This window comes from Vibrio sp. D417a (assembly GCF_030248595.1).
GTDB lineage: Bacteria > Pseudomonadota > Gammaproteobacteria > Enterobacterales > Vibrionaceae > Vibrio > Vibrio alginolyticus.
Window position 1 is genome coordinate 47,129 of record NZ_JAHGAM010000028.1, and the last position, 19,188, is coordinate 66,316.

The following is a 19,188-nucleotide window of genomic DNA, read 5'->3' on the forward strand; positions in this document are numbered from 1 at the left end:
TCATAGGTAACCCAAAGCAATAAAAAAGCTGGCATTTAGCCAGCTTTTTCTTTTTTGGTCAGTCTCTTAAATCATGAAGATAAAGATAACTGCTAGTGCAGTGATGAGGCCTGCAAATGCATAACATGCAATTTTACCAATCACACCAGTGTGGAATTTAAGGTCGTGCATGCCGTGGTGTACACGGTGCATTGCATGCCACATTGGCAATGCTAGCGTGCCAATGATGAATAGCGCACCGATGATGCTGGTTGCGAAGGCAGAGACACGCTCGTAGCTCATCGCTTCTGCGTCAATCACGCCTAGTGGGACCAAGATACCTAGCACAAGAACGGTGATTGGCGTGATCATCGCGAACCAAGTACCACCTGCGCCAAACAGACCCCACCAGATTGGCTCATCAGAACGTTTTGGTGATGTGTTTACACTATAATTCGGTTTCATTGCTCAGCTCCTTACACCACGATGAGAACGATCAGTGAGATGAACGCAACCGCGGCCCACTGAGTCAATACGATGATCTTCTTGTCCACTGGTTTGCCTTTCAAACGAATTGGCATTACTTGTGGCATCATGCTGAAGAAAGTTTGAGCGTGGAATAGGCTACCGAGTAGTGCAACGATGTTGATTGCGACTACGATTGGGTTCGCCATGAACGCTAACCAACCTTGCCATGCTTCAGGACCTTTCACCAAGCAACCTAAACCGAAAGTTAGGAACAGAGTGAATATAATTAACGGAAGCACCGTAGCTTCACGTAGCATGTAGAAGCGGTAGAAAGGATGGTTCTTCCACCAAGTGCGTTTTACTTCACGAACGTAAGGTTTACGATTGCTCATCCTTATGCCTCCACTTTCTTTGGTGAACCATCAGGTTTCAACATAGCAATCACGAAGTCCATAGAAGACTCCACTTTGCCTTGGTTTACTGCCGCTGCTGGGTCAACGTTCTTCGGACAAACTTCAGAACAGTAACCAACAAACGTACAACCCCAAGCACCGTTTTCACCGTTGATAAGCTTCATGCGCTCATCTTTACCGTTGTCACGACTGTCTAGGTTGTAGCGGTGGGCTAGCGTTAGTGCAGCAGGACCGATGAACTCTGGGTTAAGACCAAACTGAGGACATGCTGCATAGCACAGACCACAGTTGATACAGCCAGCAAACTGTTTGTATTTCGCCATCTGTTCTGGCGTTTGCAAGTTCGTACCGTCTTCTGGTTTACGATCGTTACCAATGATGTATGGTTTGATTGCTTCTAGGCGCTCGATGAATGGCGTCATATCAACAATCAAGTCTTTCTCGATTGGGAAGTTCGCTAGAGGCTCGATAGTCACGCCGTCTGGGTAGTCACGTAGGAAGCTCTTACAAGCAAGTTTCGGTACGTTGTTCACCATGATGCCGCAAGAACCACAGATCGCCATACGACAAGACCAACGGTAAGACAGATCTTTGTCTAGGTGGTCTTTGATGTAACCAAGTGCGTCAAGTACAGACATGGTTTCATCGAATGGGACTTCGAATGTTTGCTTGTATGGTTCTGCATCTTTTTCTGGGTCGTAACGCAGGATGTCTACTTTTTGAATGCGATTTGCTGACATTATGCTTGCTCCTCTGCGTTCTTCTCTTCAGCCGCTGCTTTTTCTGCTGCTTCACCGTATAGACGAGCTTTTGGCTGTGACTTAGTGATGGTCACATTGCTGTAATCGATACTTGGTGCTGACTCTGGCTTGTAGAAAGCAAGTGAGTGTTTTAGGAAGTTTACGTCATCACGTTCTGTACAACCGTCGTCTAGACGCTGGTGCGCGCCGCGCGATTCTTTACGTAGAATCGCAGAGTGAACCATCGCTTCTGCGACTTCTAGGCCGTAACCCACTTCGATTGCGTACAGAAGGTCAGTGTTGAACACTTTACCTTTGTCTTTGATGCTGATGCGTTTGTAGCGTTCTTTCAACTCAGTGATTTTGTCGATAGTCGCTTGCATCAAATCTTCTTGGCGGTAGATACCACAGCCTGCTTCCATGGTGTGGCCCATTTCTGTGCGTATTTCTGCCCAGTTTTCGTCGCCTTCTTGGTTCATCAGTTTCGCGATGCGCTCTTCAACGGCTTTGACTTGCGTGTCAATTGCCGCGTCGTTCCAACCTTTGAATTCTGCTGCGCGTTTCACTGCATTTTCACCCGCTACGCGGCCAAATACCACGAACTCAGCCAGTGAGTTAGACCCTAGACGGTTTGCACCGTGAAGACCAACAGACGCACATTCACCCACCGCGAATAGGCCTTTAATGCGAGTTTCACAACCGCCGTCCGTTTCAATACCACCCATGGTGTAGTGAACGGTTGGACGAATTGGAATTGGCTCTTTTGCAGGGTCCACGTTTACATAAGCTTTTGCTAGCTCACAGATGAACGGTAGACGTTCTTGTAGGTACTCTTCACCAAGGTGGCGAAGGTCTAGGTGCACCACGTCACCCAGTGGGTGTTTGATGGTGTTGCCTTTCTGTTGTTCGTGCCAGAAAGCTTGAGAAACTTTGTCACGAGGACCCAGTTCCATGTATTTGTTCTTCGGTTGGCCAACTGGAGTTTCAGGGCCCATGCCGTAATCTTGTAGGTAACGGTAGCCATTCTTGTTAACGATGATACCGCCTTCACCACGACAACCTTCCGTCATCAGGATACCTGTGCCTGGAAGACCGGTTGGGTGGTATTGAACGAATTCCATATCACGTAGAGGAACGCCGTGACGGTAAGCCATTGCCATACCATCGCCCGTTACGATACCGCCGTTGGTGTTACAGTGGTAAACACGGCCCGCGCCACCTGTTGCTAGAACAACAGATTTTGCTTTGATAGTAACAAGCTCGCCTTCAGACATGTGAATAGCAATCAGACCTTGAACTTCGCCTTCATCAACAAGCAGATCCACCACAAAGTACTCATCAAAACGTTTGATGTTGCTGTACTTCATTGATGTCTGGAATAGCGTATGAAGCATGTGGAAGCCAGTTTTGTCTGCAGCGAACCAAGTACGTTCAACCTTCATACCACCAAAGCGGCGTACGTTGACTTCACCGTTCTCTTTACGACTCCATGGGCAACCCCATTGCTCCATTTGGATCATTTCGCGAGTCGCGTTCTCTACAAAGTATTCAACAACATCCTGTTCACATAGCCAGTCACCACCGCCAACAGTGTCGTTGAAGTGGTTGTCTAAGCTATCTTCATCCTTGATAACTGCTGCTGAGCCACCCTCTGCAGCGACCGTGTGGGAGCGCATTGGATAAACTTTAGAAATCAGAGCGACTTCTAAGTCTGGGTTTGCTTCAGCCGCTGCAATAGCAGTACGAAGACCAGCGCCGCCTGCGCCGATGACTGCGATATCTGTGGTGATAATTTGCACAGTTATCCTCCAGTGTGTGATTGCGGAAATCCGCTTGTTATTGTCATTACGAGGCGCTCCTTAAAAAGAACTCCCCAAAAGTAGTAGGGTTAGTGTAGATGAGCCACATGGCAGAAAAATTGATGTAATTGGGTTTTTGCTTCGGTAATGCACTTAAGGGCATAGAATTTATAGGTTATGTGACTGCTATCACGGCATCGAGGTTTTGGCCCTCAAGCATTAACATTAGGGATGTTAAACCCGTGTTGCGTGACATTAACCGCATGGATAATAGGATTTTAACTGAGTGTTTTTTGTTCTGCGGCACGAGTAATGCTTGCCTCAAATTTGCGAGCACATTAGTAAAAAGAAGAAGGGATATTCCTCTCTTCTTGAAGAGTAAAAAGCATGTAGAATGAGACTTTCCTCGCTGAATTAAAGTTTGAGAGACTTGTTATGCAAACCAACTGGCAACCTACTGCTTCCATTGACCAACTTCGTCAACGTGCGACGTTAATCGCGTCGATTCGACAATTCTTCGCTGACCGACAGGTGATGGAAGTCGATACGCCAGCCATGAGTCACGCAACCGTGACTGACATCCATTTGCATACTTTCCAAACCGAGTTTGTTGGCCCAGGCTATGCCGATGGCAGTAAGCTGTTTTTTATGACCAGCCCAGAATTCCATATGAAGCGCCTTTTGGCTGCGGGCAGCGGTTGTATTTATCAAATCAACAAAGCATTTCGTAATGAAGAGAATGGTCGCTACCACAACCCTGAATTCACGATGTTGGAGTGGTATCGCGTTGGCTTTGACCATCATAAATTGATGGATGAAATGGATGACCTGTTGCAGCTGGTATTGAAGTGTGGTGCAGCGCAGCGCATGACGTATCAGCAAGCCGTCATTGATGTGTTGGGTGTGTGTCCACTGGAAGGCTCGATGACTGAGCTGAAAGCGGCGGCAAGCAAGCTGGGTTTGAGTGACATTGCTGAGCCAGAAGAAGATCGCGATACGCTGCTGCAACTACTATTTAGCGTGGGAGTAGAAAACAAAATTGGTCAGGACGTGCCGGCTTTTGTGTACGACTTCCCTGCATCACAGGCGGCGCTTGCGAAAATCAATCCTCAAGATCATCGCGTCGCGGATCGTTTTGAAGTGTACTTTAAGGGGATAGAGCTGGCGAACGGATTTCATGAACTGGATAACCCGAAAGAGCAATTAGCGCGCTTTGAACAAGATAACGCAAAGCGTATCGAAATGGGTTTAAAACCACAGCCGATCGATTATCATCTGATCTCTGCACTGGAAGCAGGGTTGCCAGACTGTGCAGGGGTTGCGCTGGGTATTGATCGTTTGATCATGCTGGCGCTAGGCTGTGACCACATTGATCAAGTCACGGCCTTTCCATTTCCAATCGCATAAGGATATCCAATGAACTTGACGGCTGCACGTTTCGTCATCTTGAGCTACGCCATATTGATCGCTTTTTTATCTCTGAGTTCAGGTGAACTGCAAGACTGGGGCAATATTGCGTACCTCGACAAAATGCAGCACGCTATGGCGTACAGCGGCTTTGCGTTTTTAGGTTGTTTTTGTGTGTGGCGTTGGCGTCAACGTTGGGCGGTGGCGATTAGTATTTTGCTATTCAGCGCCGTTATTGAGTGGTTGCAAGGGTATGTAGGGCGACAAACTTCTTGGTTAGACCTTGTCGCCAACTCAACTGGCATCTTAACTGGTCTGTTATGTTACCGGATTTGGAGCCTCTATCGACCTAGGTTGGTGAAGTCGCTATACTCGATTCGTTAATGAAGAGGGAACACGATAACAATGAAAACGCGCGACAAAATCGTCTACGCGGCACTGGAGTTGTTCAACCAACATGGTGAGCGCAACATCACCACCAATCACATTGCCGATCACATCGAAATTAGCCCTGGTAATTTGTATTACCACTTCCGCAATAAGCAAGAAATCGTTCGTGAGATCTTTGCGCTTTATTCAGCAGAACTTTTAGAAAGATTTACCCCTATTCAAGGTTCGCAAGAGAGCCTGACTATGCTGAAGAGCTACCTAGACTCTATTTTTACCTTGATGTGGAAATACCGCTTTTTCTACGCAAACTTACCAGAAATCTTGTCACGAGATGAACAGCTACACGAACAGTACATCGATGTGCAAGAGAAGCTGCAAGCGAACCTCATTGCTATTATGCAAGAGTTCGTAACGATGAAGCTGTTGAATGTCGATCAACAACAGTTGAAGTCATTGGTATGTACATTGCACTTGATTGCGTGTAGTTGGTTGGCGTATCAATCCGCGATGGCTTCAAAAACCAACATTACCGAACAAATGGTGAAGCAAGGGATGTTGCAGATGCTTAATGTCGTTAAGCCATTAGCAACTGAGCAGGGCTTAGAGCAGCTACTGTTATTAGAAGATGCGGTTAGCAATCTACACAGTTAAACGTCAAACTGCTTAATATTTCGAGAGTCACTCTCATTTTCGAGTCGTGGCTCGAGTTGACTTGTCAAATATGCCACGCACAATAGTCCCATACGCTAAAAACCCTTGCAGGGATAAGATTCTCGATAAAGGAACTATCGCCCCATGAATTACGACATTTTTAATGGTGATGCTGATGGCATCATTGCTCTTCTGCAATTACGTTTGGCTGATCCTGTCGATGCCCAGTTAATAACCGGTGTAAAGCGCGACATCAAACTGGTGGAAAAAGTAGACGTGCAAGCGGGTGATGAGCTGACTGTGTTAGACATTTCGATGGAAAAGAACATGGCAGGTCTAGAGCAAGCTTTGGCTCAAGGCGCGCACGTCTTTTACGCCGACCATCACAAAGCTGGTGACATTCCTCAGCATGGTAATTTGGATGCGCACATCGATCTCGATGCCAACATGTGCACGGCGTTGATTGTCGATAAGTTGCTTGATGGGCGTTTTCATGACTGGGCGATTACGGCGGCTTATGGCGATAACATGATTGCTAAAGCCAATGAGTTAGCGAATAACGCGGGCTTGTCGCAGCAACAGAAAGAGCAGCTAAAAGAGCTGGGTACTTTAATTAACTACAACGGCTACGGCTCGAAAGTCGAAGATTTACACTTTCATCCTGCGGAGCTGTACCGAGCTTTGCTGAAGTACATGTCACCATTTGAAGCTATTGAAGATACGGCCTCGCCATACTACCAATTGCAATCGGCTTACCAACAAGACATGGAGGCGGCTCTCGCAGTGCCTGCCATGCATGAGGGCGGTAAGCTAAAGTTGTTTGAGTTACCAAACACGGCGGCATCACGCCGAATCAGTGGTGTTTATGGCAACTGGCTGGCAAACCAAAACCCTGACTCTGCGCATGCGGTACTTACTGAAAATGCAGATGAGACTTATACGGTTTCACTTCGTGCCCCGTTAAACAATAAACAAGGTGCCGTGGCCGTGTGTGGTCAGTTCCCGACAGGTGGGGGCCGAGAGGCGGCGGCAGGAATCAACGCGTTAAGCAAAGATGATGTGCATGCTTTTATTGATGCGGTAGAAACCTACTACGCATAGCATTTTCCAAAATATGAATGCAAAAAAGGAGCCGAGTGGCTCCTTTTTTATTATAAGTCGATGAGTCAGATAATCAGCGTTTTAACCAAGATTTCGGATTCTGCGCTTCACTATTACGACGAATTTCAAAGTACAGCGATGGCCTGTCTTGACCACCCGTATCACCCGCGAGAGCAATCACTTCGCCGGCGGTGACTCGATCGCCTTCTTTTTTAGTTAACGCTTGGTTGTAACCATAGAGGGTCATGTCACCTTTTCCGTGGTCGAGCAGTACCACTAAACCGTATCCGCGCAGATACTCAGCAAATACGACAGTACCAGGATAAACGGCTTTCACTTGTTGACCATAGTTGGCAGACAACACCATACCCTTCCAGTTTACCTGCCCAGTTTGTCGCGTACCAAAGTTGTGTAACACACTGCCTTTGAGTGGCCAAGGCAACTTACCGCGCTGTTTGCCGAGTCCGTCCATTGGCACCGCATTACGCTTCGCTGCTTTGGCGATCTCTGCTTTTAAACGGGTTTCGTTGCGTTGCAGCTCGGCTAAGTAGCGTTTGTCATTCTTGATACTGCTCTGAATTTTATTCAGGGTTTGCTTACGCTTGGATTGTGTACTCGCTAGCGCTGTACGTTTTTCGGATTGCTGCTTGAGCAGAGTCTCGATTTGCTCTTTTTCTAGCTCGAGCTGGTTTTTGTTGTGCGCTAATTCTTGGGTTATTTTGGTGATCGCATCAATCACTTCAGCACGTGCTTTAGCTAAATGCTGGAAGTATTGGCTCATGCGGTCTTCTTCCACACCTTGATTTAACAAGTGACCATTGGCCTTCGCTCGCTCGGTTACGTAATACGTTTGCAGCAGCTGTTTGAGTTCTTCTTCTTGCTCTTGACGCTGTGCTTCTTGCAAGGCAATTTTCTCTTCCAGGTTTTCTATGTTTTTGTCTGCTTGTGCGAGGTTAGACTTGGTTTGTCGTATTTCACGCTCAAGCTTAGAAATACCAAGCTCTTGATCTTTTAGTGATTTCTGTAACTCATTGAGCTGCTTTTCTTGGGAAGAGAGCGATTTGCGCTGACGGCTTATCTCACTGGATACGCCTTTGAGCTCTTGCTGACTCACAGCAGAGGAGGTAATGGGATAAGTGGCAGATAAAGCACAAGTTAATAAAATAGCCGAGCGTAGAACAGGGTGATTTTGTTTTCGCACTTGAGAGTTACCTACCACGTTGTTGTCAAAAAGGTTTGTTGACGATTAAATACCATCTCCATGGATAAAGCTTTGCGACTTGCCGTTAAAGCCTTGATCCATATCGAGAGAGGGTTTGTCCGTTTTTGGACGTCCGACGATTTTTGCAGGCACGCCAGCCACCGTTGTGTGAGGAGGCACGGCTTGCAATACCACAGAGCAAGATCCGATTTTCGCGCCTTCACCGACTTCGATATTGCCAAGAATCTTTGCACCAGCTCCGATCATTACGCCTTCGCGAATTTTCGGGTGACGATCACCGCATTCTTTACCAGTACCACCAAGGGTGACATCTTGCAGTATAGACACGTCGTTTTCGACCACGGCAGTTTCACCAATCACGATGCCTGTTGCATGGTCGAGCATGATACCACTACCAATGCGCGCTGCAGGGTGAATATCGACCTGACATGCTACCGAAATCTGATTTTGTAGGTAAGTCGCAAGAGCGTGACGACCTTGCTTCCACAGCCAGTTTGCTACTCGGTAGCCTTGCAGTGCGTGATAGCCTTTTAGGTACAGCAATGGCATTGAGTACATTGAAACAGCAGGGTCGCGATTGACCGTGGCACAAATATCACAAGCCGCGCCGTCAGTGATGGTTGGATCAGCTGCAAAGGCTTCTTCAACCACTTCACGCACAGCCATCGCTGGCATGGAAGCGGTGTTCAATTTGTTAGCCAGAATATAACTCAGAGCGGCACACAAACTTTCATGCTTGATAATGGTGGCATGATAGAAGCTCGCCAGCATAGGCTCTTGTTCTGACATTTCACGGGCTTCTGAGACAATTTTGTTCCAGACTTTTTGTTTTTCGCAGTGTTTCATTCTCAATATCCAGAGTGGTTCTTCCGTGACCCGACAACTTCAATTTTTCTCAGATGAGCTGCAAAGGGCGGTAGATTGCTACTTTCCTTCGGCTTTTTTGTCACGAGCAAGTAAATCTTGCGCTGCTAAGCGCGCATCTTTTCCTTGATACAATACTTGATAAATTTGATCAACTATCGGCATCTCAACACCCATACGTTGAGAAAGTAGCCATACTTCTTTTGTATTGCGGTAACCCTCAACCACTTGGCCAATTTCTTCTTGAGCCGTATCAACGTCTTTACCTTGGCCTAATGCCAAGCCAAAGCGTCGGTTACGTGATTGGTTATCGGTACATGTCAGGACAAGATCGCCTAAACCCGCCATGCCCATAAAGGTTTCTGGCTGTGCACCCAGCGCAGCACCAAGGCGACTCATTTCAGCCAAGCCACGAGTAATTAATGCAGTACGGGCGTTGGCGCCAAAACCGATACCATCAGACATACCTGCACCAATCGCAATAACGTTTTTCACAGCGCCGCCCAGTTGCATACCAATAAAGTCACTATTAGCGTATACGCGGAAGGTTTTGCTACAGTGGATTTTTTCTTGTAGATCCGCAACAAATTCAGAATCTGGAGACGCAACTGAAATTGCAGTCGGCATACCCATTGCGAGCTCTTTCGCAAACGTTGGGCCAGACAATACTGCTAGTGAGTGGTTTTCACCGATAATGTCATAAGCGACGTCTTTCAGCAGGCGCCCCGTTTCAGGTTCAAGCCCTTTGGTTGCCCAACAGATGCGAGAGTCTTCGCGCAAGAATGGTTTACAGCTGTTTAGCACGATGCCAAAGACATGGCTTGGAACCACAACCAACAAATCTCGGCTTGCTTGAACGGCTTTTTCTAAATCCGATTCAATGATCAAGCTTTCAGGGAAATCAACACCTGGTAAAAAGGCATGGTTAGCTCGGTCTGCTTCTAGGCGAGCCATGTGCTCTGGCTCGTGTCCCCAAAGGACAACGTTCGCGCCGTTACGAGCGAGTGAGATTGCCAAAGAGGTGCCGTATGAGCCTGCGCCAATCACAGTCATTGCGATGTCTTTACCGTAAGCATTGTTTGTATTTGCTTGTGTCATGCTACCGCCTAATTGTCTTGCTACTAGTAGAATCTAGTTCCTAATCGTCAAATTTTACGCCTTCTGGCGATTAGGAACTAGGAACTTTTGTCAGAAATAAAAAATGCACATTGCATCGGATGGTAGACGCTCTGTGCATTTTATTTGATTCGGTGACGTCAGCACTGTGGCTATTCGTCACTTATAAAACGTGAATTACGCTTCAGCTTCGCCTTGTTGAGCTTGCTGTTGTAGGTAGTTCATGAATAGCGCGTCAAAGTTTACTGGCGCTAGGTTCAGTTGAGGGAACGTACCTTTAACGACTAGGCTTGAGATAGTTTCACGAGCGTATGGGAATAGGATGTTCGGGCAGAATGCGCCTAGGCAATGTGCAAGTTGACCAGCTTCCATTTGTTCAGCAGTGAAGATACCACCTTGTTGAACTTCACATAGGAACGCAGTCTCTTCTTCGTTCTTCACAGTAACGGTTAGGCGTAGAACAACTTCGTAAACGCCTTCACCAAGCTCACGGCTTTGAGTGTCTAGGTCTAGTTTAACGTCTGGGTTCCACTCTTTCTGGAAAATTACTGGAGAGTTCGGCGCTTCAAAAGAAACGTCTTTTAGGAAGATGCGTTGAATTGCGAAGTTTTGTTGTGCGTCTTGAGGTGCTGCTTCAGCCATTTTTTAATCCTTAAATCAATATTTGTTGAGCCTAGAAACGTCTAAGCTCAGAAAACTGGTATGTCCTGAGACTAACTGAGCCAATCTACCTTGACTAGATGAAGCGTGTATTACGTGCAAAGCGTCACAACTTAGTGCTCCAACTGCTTTCAATTTGCTCAGTTTCTTGTCCGCGAGGCTTGGTAAAAGCGCGTTTAAACGCGAACTTTCGTTCTTGCCACGTTCCTACTTCTTACCGCGAACTAACGGCAGGTTCGCTTCGTTCCACGCAATCAAACCATTTTTTAGTAGGCTCACGTTTTCGAAGCCAGCTTTTACTAGTAGGTTTGCGCTTTCTTGAGCGGTCTGTCCTGTCTTACATACAACAATGATTGGGTCTGATTTGTGGTTTTCAAGGCTACCCAAGTTACCCGCTTTGATGTCTGACGGTAAAATGTGAAGTGAGTCGGTGATATGACCTTTTTTGAACTCGTCTTTGGTACGGATATCCACTACAACGCCGTTTTCACGGTTCATAAGATGAGTCAGTTGGTTTACGTTGATTTCTTTGTATGCGGCTGTCGCTGATTTCACGATGTTCATGATAAAGGCGACAAGAAGACCTACCCAAACCAAAGATAGAATCATGTTCTGTTGGAAAAATTCAATGTACTCTTGCATGTCTTGAGCTCTTACGCTGTTGGCGGAAAAATAAAGCAGGAGTATAGCGAGGTTACGGCTCTTAGGCGAGAGGGTTAAAATTTTCTAACGAATAATTGAGATCTCTATAAACCCTTTATGCCCTTACTATCCGTACATTTTGCTCTGGTAGCTTGATTGCTTTTGCCTATTGGACTTATCGGTTTAAGTGACTTCTGTTTTACTGAGAAAAGAGAACAATAGGTATTAACCCATCTTGTTTGATGTTGCTTTAAATTAGCGCTATTTCAAGTGCAAAAATAAGAATGAGAAGCGTAAGAAAACCGAACTTAGACTGGGGTGTACAAAGCGTATTAGAAATGACTATGCTTGTGGAACACGATTGTCGGCACTGACTCGTTGTTCGCTTAACTTGTAAGATAGCAACAATAAATCGCAAACATTATTTGATCTTAACCTACAGTTTTGGTTAAAAAGTGTAGTAAAATTACGCTAGTTTTGTTTCAAGGTTAGATAGGGCAGCGAGGCCCTACGCCAAAAGTTACTTAAATTTGATGAGGTCATCACTATGTCAGCTAAGAAGCCACTGGCTCTAGTTATCCTTGACGGTTACGGTTACCGTGAAGACACAGCAAGTAACGCAATTGCGAATGCGAAAACACCAGTAATGGATGCTCTGATTGCGAATAACCCACACACATTAATCTCTGCTTCAGGCATGGATGTTGGCCTTCCTGATGGTCAAATGGGTAACTCTGAAGTTGGTCACACTAACATTGGTGCAGGCCGCGTTGTATACCAAGACCTGACTCGTATCACTAAATCAATTGCTGATGGTGAGTTCGAACAAACGCCTGCGCTAGTTGAAGCAATCGACTCTGCTGTGAAAGCTGAAAAAGCAGTACACATCATGGGCCTGATGTCTCCAGGCGGTGTTCACTCTCACGAAGACCACATTTACGCTGCAGTTGAAATGGCAGCGGCTCGTGGCGCAGAGAAAATCTACCTACACTGCTTCCTAGACGGCCGTGACACACCACCACGTAGTGCTGAAAACTCACTACAACGTTTCCAAGACCTATTTGCGAAACTAGGTAAAGGCCGCGTTGCTTCTCTAGTAGGTCGTTACTACGCAATGGACCGTGACAACAATTGGGATCGCGTCCAAGTTGCTTACGATCTTCTAACTCAAGCTAAAGCTGAGTTCACAGCAGAAACGGCAGTTGCAGGTCTAGAAGCGGCTTACGCTCGTGAAGAAAACGACGAATTCGTTAAAGCAACAGCTATCAAAGCAGAAGGTCAAGAAGACGCAATCATGCAAGATGGTGATGCGGTTATCTTCATGAACTACCGTGCTGACCGTGCACGTCAAATCACTCGTGCATTCGTTCCTGCATTTGACGGCTTTGAGCGTGCAGTATTCCCAGCAATCAACTTTGTGATGCTGACTCAATACGCGGCTGATATCCCTCTAGCTATCGCATTCCCACCTGCGTCTCTAGAAAACACTTACGGTGAGTGGCTATCTAAACAAGGTCAAACTCAGCTACGTATCTCTGAAACAGAGAAATACGCACACGTGACTTTCTTCTTCAACGGTGGTGTTGAGAACGAATTTGAAGGCGAAGAGCGTCAATTGGTTGCTTCTCCAAAAGTTGCAACGTACGACATGCAGCCTGAAATGAGCTCTCCAGAACTAACAGATAAGATGGTTGCGGCTATTAAGTCTGGTAAGTTCGATACCATCATCTGTAACTACCCGAACGCAGATATGGTTGGTCACACTGGCGTTTATGAAGCGGCTGAGAAAGCAATCGAAGCTCTAGATGAAAGCGTGGGTAAAGTGGTTGAAGCAATCAAAGAAGTTGGCGGTCAACTATTGATCACTGCGGACCACGGTAACGCAGAAATGATGATCGACCCTGAAACTGGCGGCATCCACACTGCTCACACTAACCTACCAGTGCCTCTAATCTATGTAGGTGACAAAGCGGTTGAATTCAAAGAAGGCGGTAAACTGTCTGACCTTGCACCAACCATGCTTTCTCTAGCTGGTCTAGAAATCCCAGCAGAAATGACGGGTGAAGTATTAGTTAAATAAATAATTAACTAACGGCTCCGAATGACAAAAGCCCGAGTTTAAACTCGGGCTTTTTTGTATCTGGCAATAAGGGCTGGTCTGTAAGGTTACTGAACCAAAATGCCCGCACCAATCACAGCTAGGGCTGCGCCCAACCATGCAAATCGGTTTGGTCGGCGTTTAGTGTAAATCCAGAGCAGTGGTAGCAACATAATTGGCGTGGTTGAAGATAGAAGTGCAACCATACCTACATTTCCTTCTTGCAGTGCGTATAAGATTAGCGTCATGCCGACGGCCATCGCCAAGAAACCATTAAGGGCAGTAATACCAAATATGCGCCAAGTAATGTGTTGCGTCGAGCGAGCGACTTTGACTCCTAGAATTAACAACATGCTGTGGGCGAAAAAGGCACTGATCATTCGAATAGCAGAAGCCGCAACTGGGTCAATACTGGTTTGCATTACTGGCTTGGCGATGATGCCGCCCAATGCTTGGCACATTGCTGCGGTTAAGCCAAGTCCAATACCCACCCAGATGTTACCTTTAATGTCTTCCAAGACGTTATTCACTTGACCTCTTCGGCCAAAGAATATCGCCATCACCACGCCGCTAAATACCAATGATGCGCCCAGTAGTTCTATTGTGGTCATGACTTCGCTAAATAAGAAGTAGCCCAAGATGGCAGAGAACACGGCGTGGCAAGAGAAGAGTAACCCGGCTTGTCTTGGCCCCATACGATTCAAACACGCGAATAGAGCGGTATCGCCAATAAAAATACCAATCAGTCCTGAGGCCATCATTGGCGTTACATGTTCCCAAGAAACCGTTAACCAGCCGCCAGTTATCCAGGCCATTGTTGATAAGATCACGGCTGTGCAGCCCATACGCCAGCGGCTGTAAGAAAATGCGCCTAGGTGTTGTGCAGGAATGACCGAAATTAGGCTAGAAACTGCCCACAGAAAAGCGGCGCATAAAGCAAGCCATTCGTAACCCATGATGTGTCGACGTCCTTGTAGAGTAGAGGAGTCTTAATATGCACGAAATTTATGGGATGTAAAAGCCGCTCTGTAAGGGCAGTAGCTGGAGAGCAGCTCCATGACAACACGCTTTTTCATGGAGCTCTTCGATTAAAACAGTACGAAAACTGCGCCATACACGATAAGTAGACCAATCAAACCAAGAATCAGCCCCACTTTCGCCATGTCTTTGCTCTCGATGAGGCCTGTTGAATAAGCCAAAGAGTTTGGTGGTGTGGAAACCGGTAAGATCATGCCAAGTGATGCGGAGAAGGCGACGACAACCAGTAAACCTTGTAGGCCACCAACCGCAATAAGGCTTGGCATGGATGTACCAATAGCGGCAGCAATAGGCATCAATAAGTTTGCCGTTGCGGTATTAGACATAAAGTTCGCCATTAACCAGCACACTACCGATAGGGCTAAAACAACGGCAAATGGTGATAGCAGGCTGTAATCAATAGCGTGCGCTAATGCTTCGGCTAAGCCTGTTTTGTCTAAGGCAATACCAATTGCTATACCACCGGCAACCAGCCATAAAACATCCCAGTTAATTAGCTTGAGCTCTTCTTTTCCCATAATGCCCGTTAACGTGAACACTGCTAGTGGGATAATCGCGACAACATATGTATTCATGCCATGCACTTTCGTTGTCATCCAAAGCAAAATGGTTAGTGCAAAAGTGATGTAGACGACGATCGCACGCCAGCTCTTTTTGAATGTACCATCTAGCTTTAGTTTCATTTCTGGTTCGCTAGACGGAAACAGCTTTTGCAACAAGAACCAAGCTACAGTGAGTTGTACCAACACAAAGGGTAGACCCATTGTCATCCACGATAGGAAGTCTATCGCGTTTTCTCCAGTGAGATATTGAAGCGCTATCGCATTAGGTGGCGTGCCTATCGGAGTCGCAATGCCGCCTGTATTCGCGGCAATTGGAATACACAACACCAGTGCTTTAATCCCTAAATCCCCTTTAGGTGCTGAAGCGACGATGGGGCCAAGCAGGGCTAGCATCATCACGGTCGTGGCAGTATTGGACATAAACATTGAAAAAACGGCGGTAATTAACATCAAGCCCAGCATGATGAACTTAGGTTGTGTGCCGAATGGTTTTAGTAGCACTCGGGCGAGGTTGTTGTCGAGCTCGTATTTGGAAGCCGCAATCGCGAGAGCAAAACCACCCATAAAAAGAATAATGATCGGTGAAGAGAAGGCCGAGAAAATATCGGTGTAAGCAATTAACTCTCCTAAATCATGCCCCGCTGGTGGATTGCGAAATAGATGCAAACCTTTATCCGATATCATGATCAGTTCAAGAGCGATAATAAGAATGGACGTAGCAAAAACGGGAACCGGCTCGAGAACCCAAAGTAGGGCAGCAAGAAGAAAAATAGCTAACAGGCGATGCTGAATTAAAGTGAGATCGTCAATAGGAATAGCATCGATCGGCATCATCAAAACACCGAGCGGAATTAAAAAGCACACCAGCAATTTCGCCAACGTGTTTACACTCATCTTTGGCATTGGCTGCCCCTCTAAATATTCATTCTAAGCGCAGGATAATTGATTGTGGAATGAGGGTCTTAGAGGCAGGTATGAGTTTGAGAAATAGAGGCTAAATTTCGAACGGAGTTTTGCTTTTTATCAATAAAAAGAGCCCTTAATAAAGGGCTCTTTAACGGTGTTTTACTTATTTTTTCAAGGCGTAAGGTGTGCCCATAACGGTTGGCTTACCGTTTTCCATGCTTGCGTCAAACTCAATCGCGTCTTTGGCAAACAGGTTAATAACAGTAGAACCCAGTTTGAAGCGGCCCATCTCTTCGCCTTTTTTCAAGATCACGGCCTTGTCACCCTCTGCTGGGTAATCCCATTTGTAGACAGTGTTTCCACGAGGCGGAGTGATAGTGCCAGCCCATACTTGCTCAATGCTACCAACAATTGTCGCACCAACAAGCACCTGTGCCATTGGACCAAACTCAGTATCGAAGATACACACCACACGCTCGTTACGTGCAAATAGGTTCGGTACGTTTTCTGCTGTCAGAGGGTTTACTGAGAACAGGTCACCTGGTACGTAAATCATTTGGCGCAGAGTGCCGTCACATGGCATGTGTACACGGTGGTAATCGCGCGGAGATAGATACAATGTGGCAAAAGAACCATCTTTAAATTCGTCCGCTAAATTCGCGTCACCGCCCAGCAATTCTTGTGCTGAGAAGTGATGACCTTTTGCTTGGATAAGTTGACCATCTTCAATAGGGCCAAACTGGCTAACACAAGCGTCGGCTGGATGAGTGATGACGTTTTCGCCTTCAGAAATTGGGCGTGCGCCTTCTTTTAGCTCACGAACGAAAAACTCGTTGAACGTTTTAAAATGCTTAGGATCTGAGTGCTTTGCCTCATCCATATTCACATTGTATTGTTTGATAAACCAACGAATAACTGCTGTTGTTAGACCGCCAGCTTTTGCTGAAGCCAGTTTACCCATTAGGCGAGTGAGGCCGTGTTGTGGGATCCAGTACTGCAGTCCAACTTTAAACTTGTCCATCTTTAATTCCGATACTTCTGTTAGATTCGCGCTTTAGGGCGCGTGATGTTACTGAAATTTAATTTGCTTGTCAGTATTAGGTGAGGACTTTTTACACAGTTACAGCCTTAACTCAATTACAGATCGGCTTTTTTATTACGTGAATACTGACGATTTGCTTTGTTTTCAACCATGCTTTCCAAAATGCGATGATAGTTTTCAAAGCGAGTTTCGTTAATTTCCCCGTTCTCGACAGCTTCGCGTAGAAGGCAGCCTGGGTCATCATTGTGTTTACAATCTCGGAACTTGCAACCGCCTAAATATGGTCGAAATTCAACGAATGCTTTTGTTACTTCTTCTGCTTCCAAATGCCAAAGACCAAATTCACGTACTCCAGGTGAGTCGATCAAATCGCCACCCGTTGGAATGTGGTATAAACGTGCAGCCGTCGTGGTGTGTTGGCCCAAGCCAGAGTTCTCAGAGACTTCGCCTTCTTCCACTTCGCTCTCTAGTTCCGGCATTAACGCGTTGACTAAGCTGGATTTCCCTACGCCTGATTGACCAACAAAGATATTAATTCGGTCACGCAGCAGGGTTTCTAGTTCAGCAATGCCTTCTCCAGACTTCTTGCTGACCAGAAGCACTTTATAGCCAATGCGTTCATATTCTTTGAGCCATTCTTCATACATTGCACGATCATCGGCTTCTAGAAGGTCGACTTTATTTAAGACCAACAATGGCGCAATATTCAGTGTTTCTGATGCAACGAGATAGCGGTCAATAATATTTAGCGATAGCTCTGGTAATACCGAAGAGACAATGACCATTTGATCAATATTGGCTGCAACGGGTTTTAGGCCATCGTAATAATCTGGACGAGTGAGCACTGAAGAGCGAGGTTCTACCGCTTCAACAACACCAGAGATGCCCGCCATAGACTCCAATCCTTCGCGCCATAAAACACGATCGCCAGATACTAGAGACTCAATACCACGGCGGAGGTTACAGCGTTGAATTTCGCCTGTTTCAAGGTCTTCAATGTCCGCGTGCTGACCAAAACGAGTGATCACGAGACCTTGCTTGCTGGCGCCTAGCATGTTTTCATCCCACTGGATGGACTCTTCTTGCTTCTTCAAACGCTTTTGTTGGTTGCTACGTACGCGTCGCACCTGACCTTTGGTTAACTTTTTCTTCTTTGCCACAATTCTGTACTTTATGTGAATTTACTCAAATGGTTGAGCCGTACTCTTGGCTCCGTGTATGAGTATCGTGTTTCTCGTATTTTGAGGTATAGTACCTCTTTTATCGATAAACAAATAGGCGGCGTAACCATGTCCTTTAGCGATCAAAACCTAATTTGGGTTGATTTAGAGATGACAGGGCTTGATCCTGAAACGCACAAAATCATCGAAATTGCTTCTATTGTCACGGATAGCGAACTAAATATTTTGGCTGAAGGTCCAGTTTTAGCGATTCATCAGCCGGAAGAAGAACTAGCGAAAATGGACGACTGGTGTACTAATACGCATACGGCAAGCGGTTTGGTTGAGCGCGTTCGAAACAGTCAAATCTCAGAACAAGACGCAGTCGCACAAACCATTGAATTTTTAGAAAAATGGGTGCCAAAAGGGGCGTCGCCAATATGTGGTAACAGCATTGGGCAGGATCGTCGCTTTTTATACAAGCATATGCCTGAGTTGGAAGAGTTCTTCCATTACCGATATGTTGACGTTAGTACTCTTAAAGAACTAGCACGTCGCTGGCAACCTGAGGTGCTAAATGGGTTCACAAAACAGGGAACACATTTGGCCTTGGACGACATTCGTGAGTCCATCGCAGAACTTAAGTACTATCGAGGTACTATTTTCAAGATTTAACTGTTAAGGTTGCGATCCAAATTGTTGTAATTTATATCGCTTTTGATTGCTTTTTCGTCGTTCAGTAAAAAAATAAAGTTTTTTTGAAGGAAGGACTTGCATCACAAAAAAATGCTCTTATAATTCGCAGCCCTAAACAGCGGAAACGTTGTTGATGCGACACTAGCTCAGTTGGTAGAGCGCAACCTTGCCAAGGTTGAGGTCACGAGTTCGAACCTCGTGTGTCGCTCCAGTTTCATAGTTCTCACGGTACT

The 19,188-nt window shown here is 46.2% G+C and carries 19 protein-coding genes and 1 tRNA gene; 7 read left to right on the top strand and 13 right to left on the bottom strand.

Translation table 11 applies throughout. The annotated features are described in order from the left end of the window. Window positions 1-66 precede the first annotated feature (66 nt). Genes frdD through frdA form a run of 4 tightly spaced genes read right to left on the bottom strand, consistent with a single transcriptional unit; the run spans window position 67 to window position 3,399 of the window. Complete coding sequence (gene frdD / locus KI742_RS20825) at window positions 67-444, bottom strand: fumarate reductase subunit FrdD (protein ID WP_005381493.1); 378 nt, start codon at window positions 442-444, stop codon at window positions 67-69. Window positions 445-455: 11 nt separating this feature from the next. Beyond that, entirely contained in the window at window positions 456-839 is a 384-nt protein-coding gene (gene frdC / locus KI742_RS20830) for a fumarate reductase subunit FrdC (protein WP_285386202.1), read from the bottom strand. Window positions 840-841: 2 nt separating this feature from the next. After that, the gene (locus KI742_RS20835) at window positions 842-1,600 is read right to left on the bottom strand and encodes a succinate dehydrogenase/fumarate reductase iron-sulfur subunit (protein ID WP_005381489.1); all 759 of its coding nucleotides are present in this window, start codon (window positions 1,598-1,600) and stop codon (window positions 842-844) included. Next, window positions 1,600-3,399 (bottom strand): fumarate reductase (quinol) flavoprotein subunit, encoded by a 1,800-nt coding sequence (frdA, locus tag KI742_RS20840; protein ID WP_054575300.1) that lies wholly within the window; start codon window positions 3,397-3,399, stop codon window positions 1,600-1,602. The genes KI742_RS20835 and frdA overlap by 1 nt, the downstream gene beginning before the upstream one ends. Window positions 3,400-3,834: 435 nt before the next feature. On the opposite strand from frdA, the gene epmA reads away from it, so the two are divergent. The 4 genes from epmA (at window position 3,835) to KI742_RS20860 (ending at window position 6,948) form a co-directional block, all read left to right on the top strand. Beyond that, window positions 3,835-4,806 (top strand): elongation factor P--(R)-beta-lysine ligase, encoded by a 972-nt coding sequence (gene epmA, locus KI742_RS20845; protein ID WP_130545479.1) that lies wholly within the window; start codon window positions 3,835-3,837, stop codon window positions 4,804-4,806. Window positions 4,807-4,815: 9 nt separating this feature from the next. After that, entirely contained in the window at window positions 4,816-5,190 is a 375-nt protein-coding gene (locus KI742_RS20850; protein WP_285386200.1) for a VanZ family protein, read from the top strand. A 21-nt stretch (window positions 5,191-5,211) separates the two neighbouring features. Beyond that, window positions 5,212-5,847, top strand: a complete 636-nt coding sequence (locus KI742_RS20855) for a TetR/AcrR family transcriptional regulator (protein WP_005381480.1) — start codon at window positions 5,212-5,214, stop codon at window positions 5,845-5,847. 144 nt (window positions 5,848-5,991) lie between these two features. After that, window positions 5,992-6,948 (top strand): DHH family phosphoesterase, encoded by a 957-nt coding sequence (locus KI742_RS20860; RefSeq protein ID WP_262640708.1) that lies wholly within the window; start codon window positions 5,992-5,994, stop codon window positions 6,946-6,948. A 73-nt stretch (window positions 6,949-7,021) separates the two neighbouring features. Here the strand turns inward: KI742_RS20860 and KI742_RS20865 are convergent, their stop codons facing one another. From KI742_RS20865 to KI742_RS20885, 5 genes are all read right to left on the bottom strand, one after another. Continuing rightward, window positions 7,022-8,167 (bottom strand): murein hydrolase activator EnvC, encoded by a 1,146-nt coding sequence (locus KI742_RS20865; RefSeq protein ID WP_005381476.1) that lies wholly within the window; start codon window positions 8,165-8,167, stop codon window positions 7,022-7,024. Window positions 8,168-8,194: 27 nt separating this feature from the next. Beyond that, window positions 8,195-9,016, bottom strand: coding sequence for a serine O-acetyltransferase (gene cysE / locus KI742_RS20870; protein ID WP_005381475.1), 822 nt, complete (start codon window positions 9,014-9,016; stop codon window positions 8,195-8,197). 78 nt (window positions 9,017-9,094) lie between these two features. After that, window positions 9,095-10,132 carry an NAD(P)H-dependent glycerol-3-phosphate dehydrogenase gene (gpsA, locus tag KI742_RS20875; RefSeq protein WP_285386198.1) on the bottom strand — a complete coding sequence of 346 codons (1,038 nt, stop codon included), beginning with the start codon at window positions 10,130-10,132 and terminating at the stop codon, window positions 9,095-9,097. Window positions 10,133-10,327: 195 nt separating this feature from the next. Then, window positions 10,328-10,792 (bottom strand): protein-export chaperone SecB, encoded by a 465-nt coding sequence (gene secB / locus KI742_RS20880; protein ID WP_005386410.1) that lies wholly within the window; start codon window positions 10,790-10,792, stop codon window positions 10,328-10,330. A 225-nt stretch (window positions 10,793-11,017) separates the two neighbouring features. Then, complete coding sequence (locus tag KI742_RS20885; protein ID WP_005386415.1) at window positions 11,018-11,452, bottom strand: rhodanese-like domain-containing protein; 435 nt, start codon at window positions 11,450-11,452, stop codon at window positions 11,018-11,020. A gap of 547 nt (window positions 11,453-11,999) precedes the next feature. Here KI742_RS20885 and gpmM point away from each other — a divergent pair. After that, the gene (gene gpmM / locus KI742_RS20890; protein ID WP_005381471.1) at window positions 12,000-13,532 is read left to right on the top strand and encodes a 2,3-bisphosphoglycerate-independent phosphoglycerate mutase; all 1,533 of its coding nucleotides are present in this window, start codon (window positions 12,000-12,002) and stop codon (window positions 13,530-13,532) included. 86 nt (window positions 13,533-13,618) lie between these two features. Here gpmM and KI742_RS20895 read toward each other — a convergent pair whose 3' ends face one another. The 4 genes from KI742_RS20895 to rsgA all read right to left on the bottom strand — a co-directional run bounded on the left by KI742_RS20895 (window position 13,619) and on the right by rsgA (window position 18,259). After that, window positions 13,619-14,506, bottom strand: coding sequence for a DMT family transporter (locus KI742_RS20895; RefSeq protein ID WP_005386417.1), 888 nt, complete (start codon window positions 14,504-14,506; stop codon window positions 13,619-13,621). Between the two features lie 132 nt (window positions 14,507-14,638). After that, window positions 14,639-16,054 carry an SLC13 family permease gene (locus tag KI742_RS20900; RefSeq protein WP_285386197.1) on the bottom strand — a complete coding sequence of 472 codons (1,416 nt, stop codon included), beginning with the start codon at window positions 16,052-16,054 and terminating at the stop codon, window positions 14,639-14,641. 166 nt (window positions 16,055-16,220) lie between these two features. Next, window positions 16,221-17,078, bottom strand: a complete 858-nt coding sequence (asd, locus tag KI742_RS20905) for an archaetidylserine decarboxylase (protein WP_005381465.1) — start codon at window positions 17,076-17,078, stop codon at window positions 16,221-16,223. A 116-nt stretch (window positions 17,079-17,194) separates the two neighbouring features. Then, on the bottom strand, window positions 17,195-18,259 hold the full coding sequence (gene rsgA, locus KI742_RS20910) for a small ribosomal subunit biogenesis GTPase RsgA (RefSeq protein ID WP_025768798.1): 1,065 nt from the start codon (window positions 18,257-18,259) through the stop codon (window positions 17,195-17,197). 129 nt (window positions 18,260-18,388) lie between these two features. Between rsgA and orn the strand changes: the two genes are divergently transcribed. Then, a complete protein-coding gene (gene orn, locus KI742_RS20915; RefSeq protein ID WP_017635574.1) occupies window positions 18,389-18,934 on the top strand; it encodes an oligoribonuclease in 546 nt (181 codons plus the stop codon). Window positions 18,935-19,090: 156 nt separating this feature from the next. Further along, window positions 19,091-19,166: transfer RNA gene (locus KI742_RS20920), tRNA-Gly, on the top strand. The last annotated feature ends 22 nt before the right edge of the window (window positions 19,167-19,188 follow it).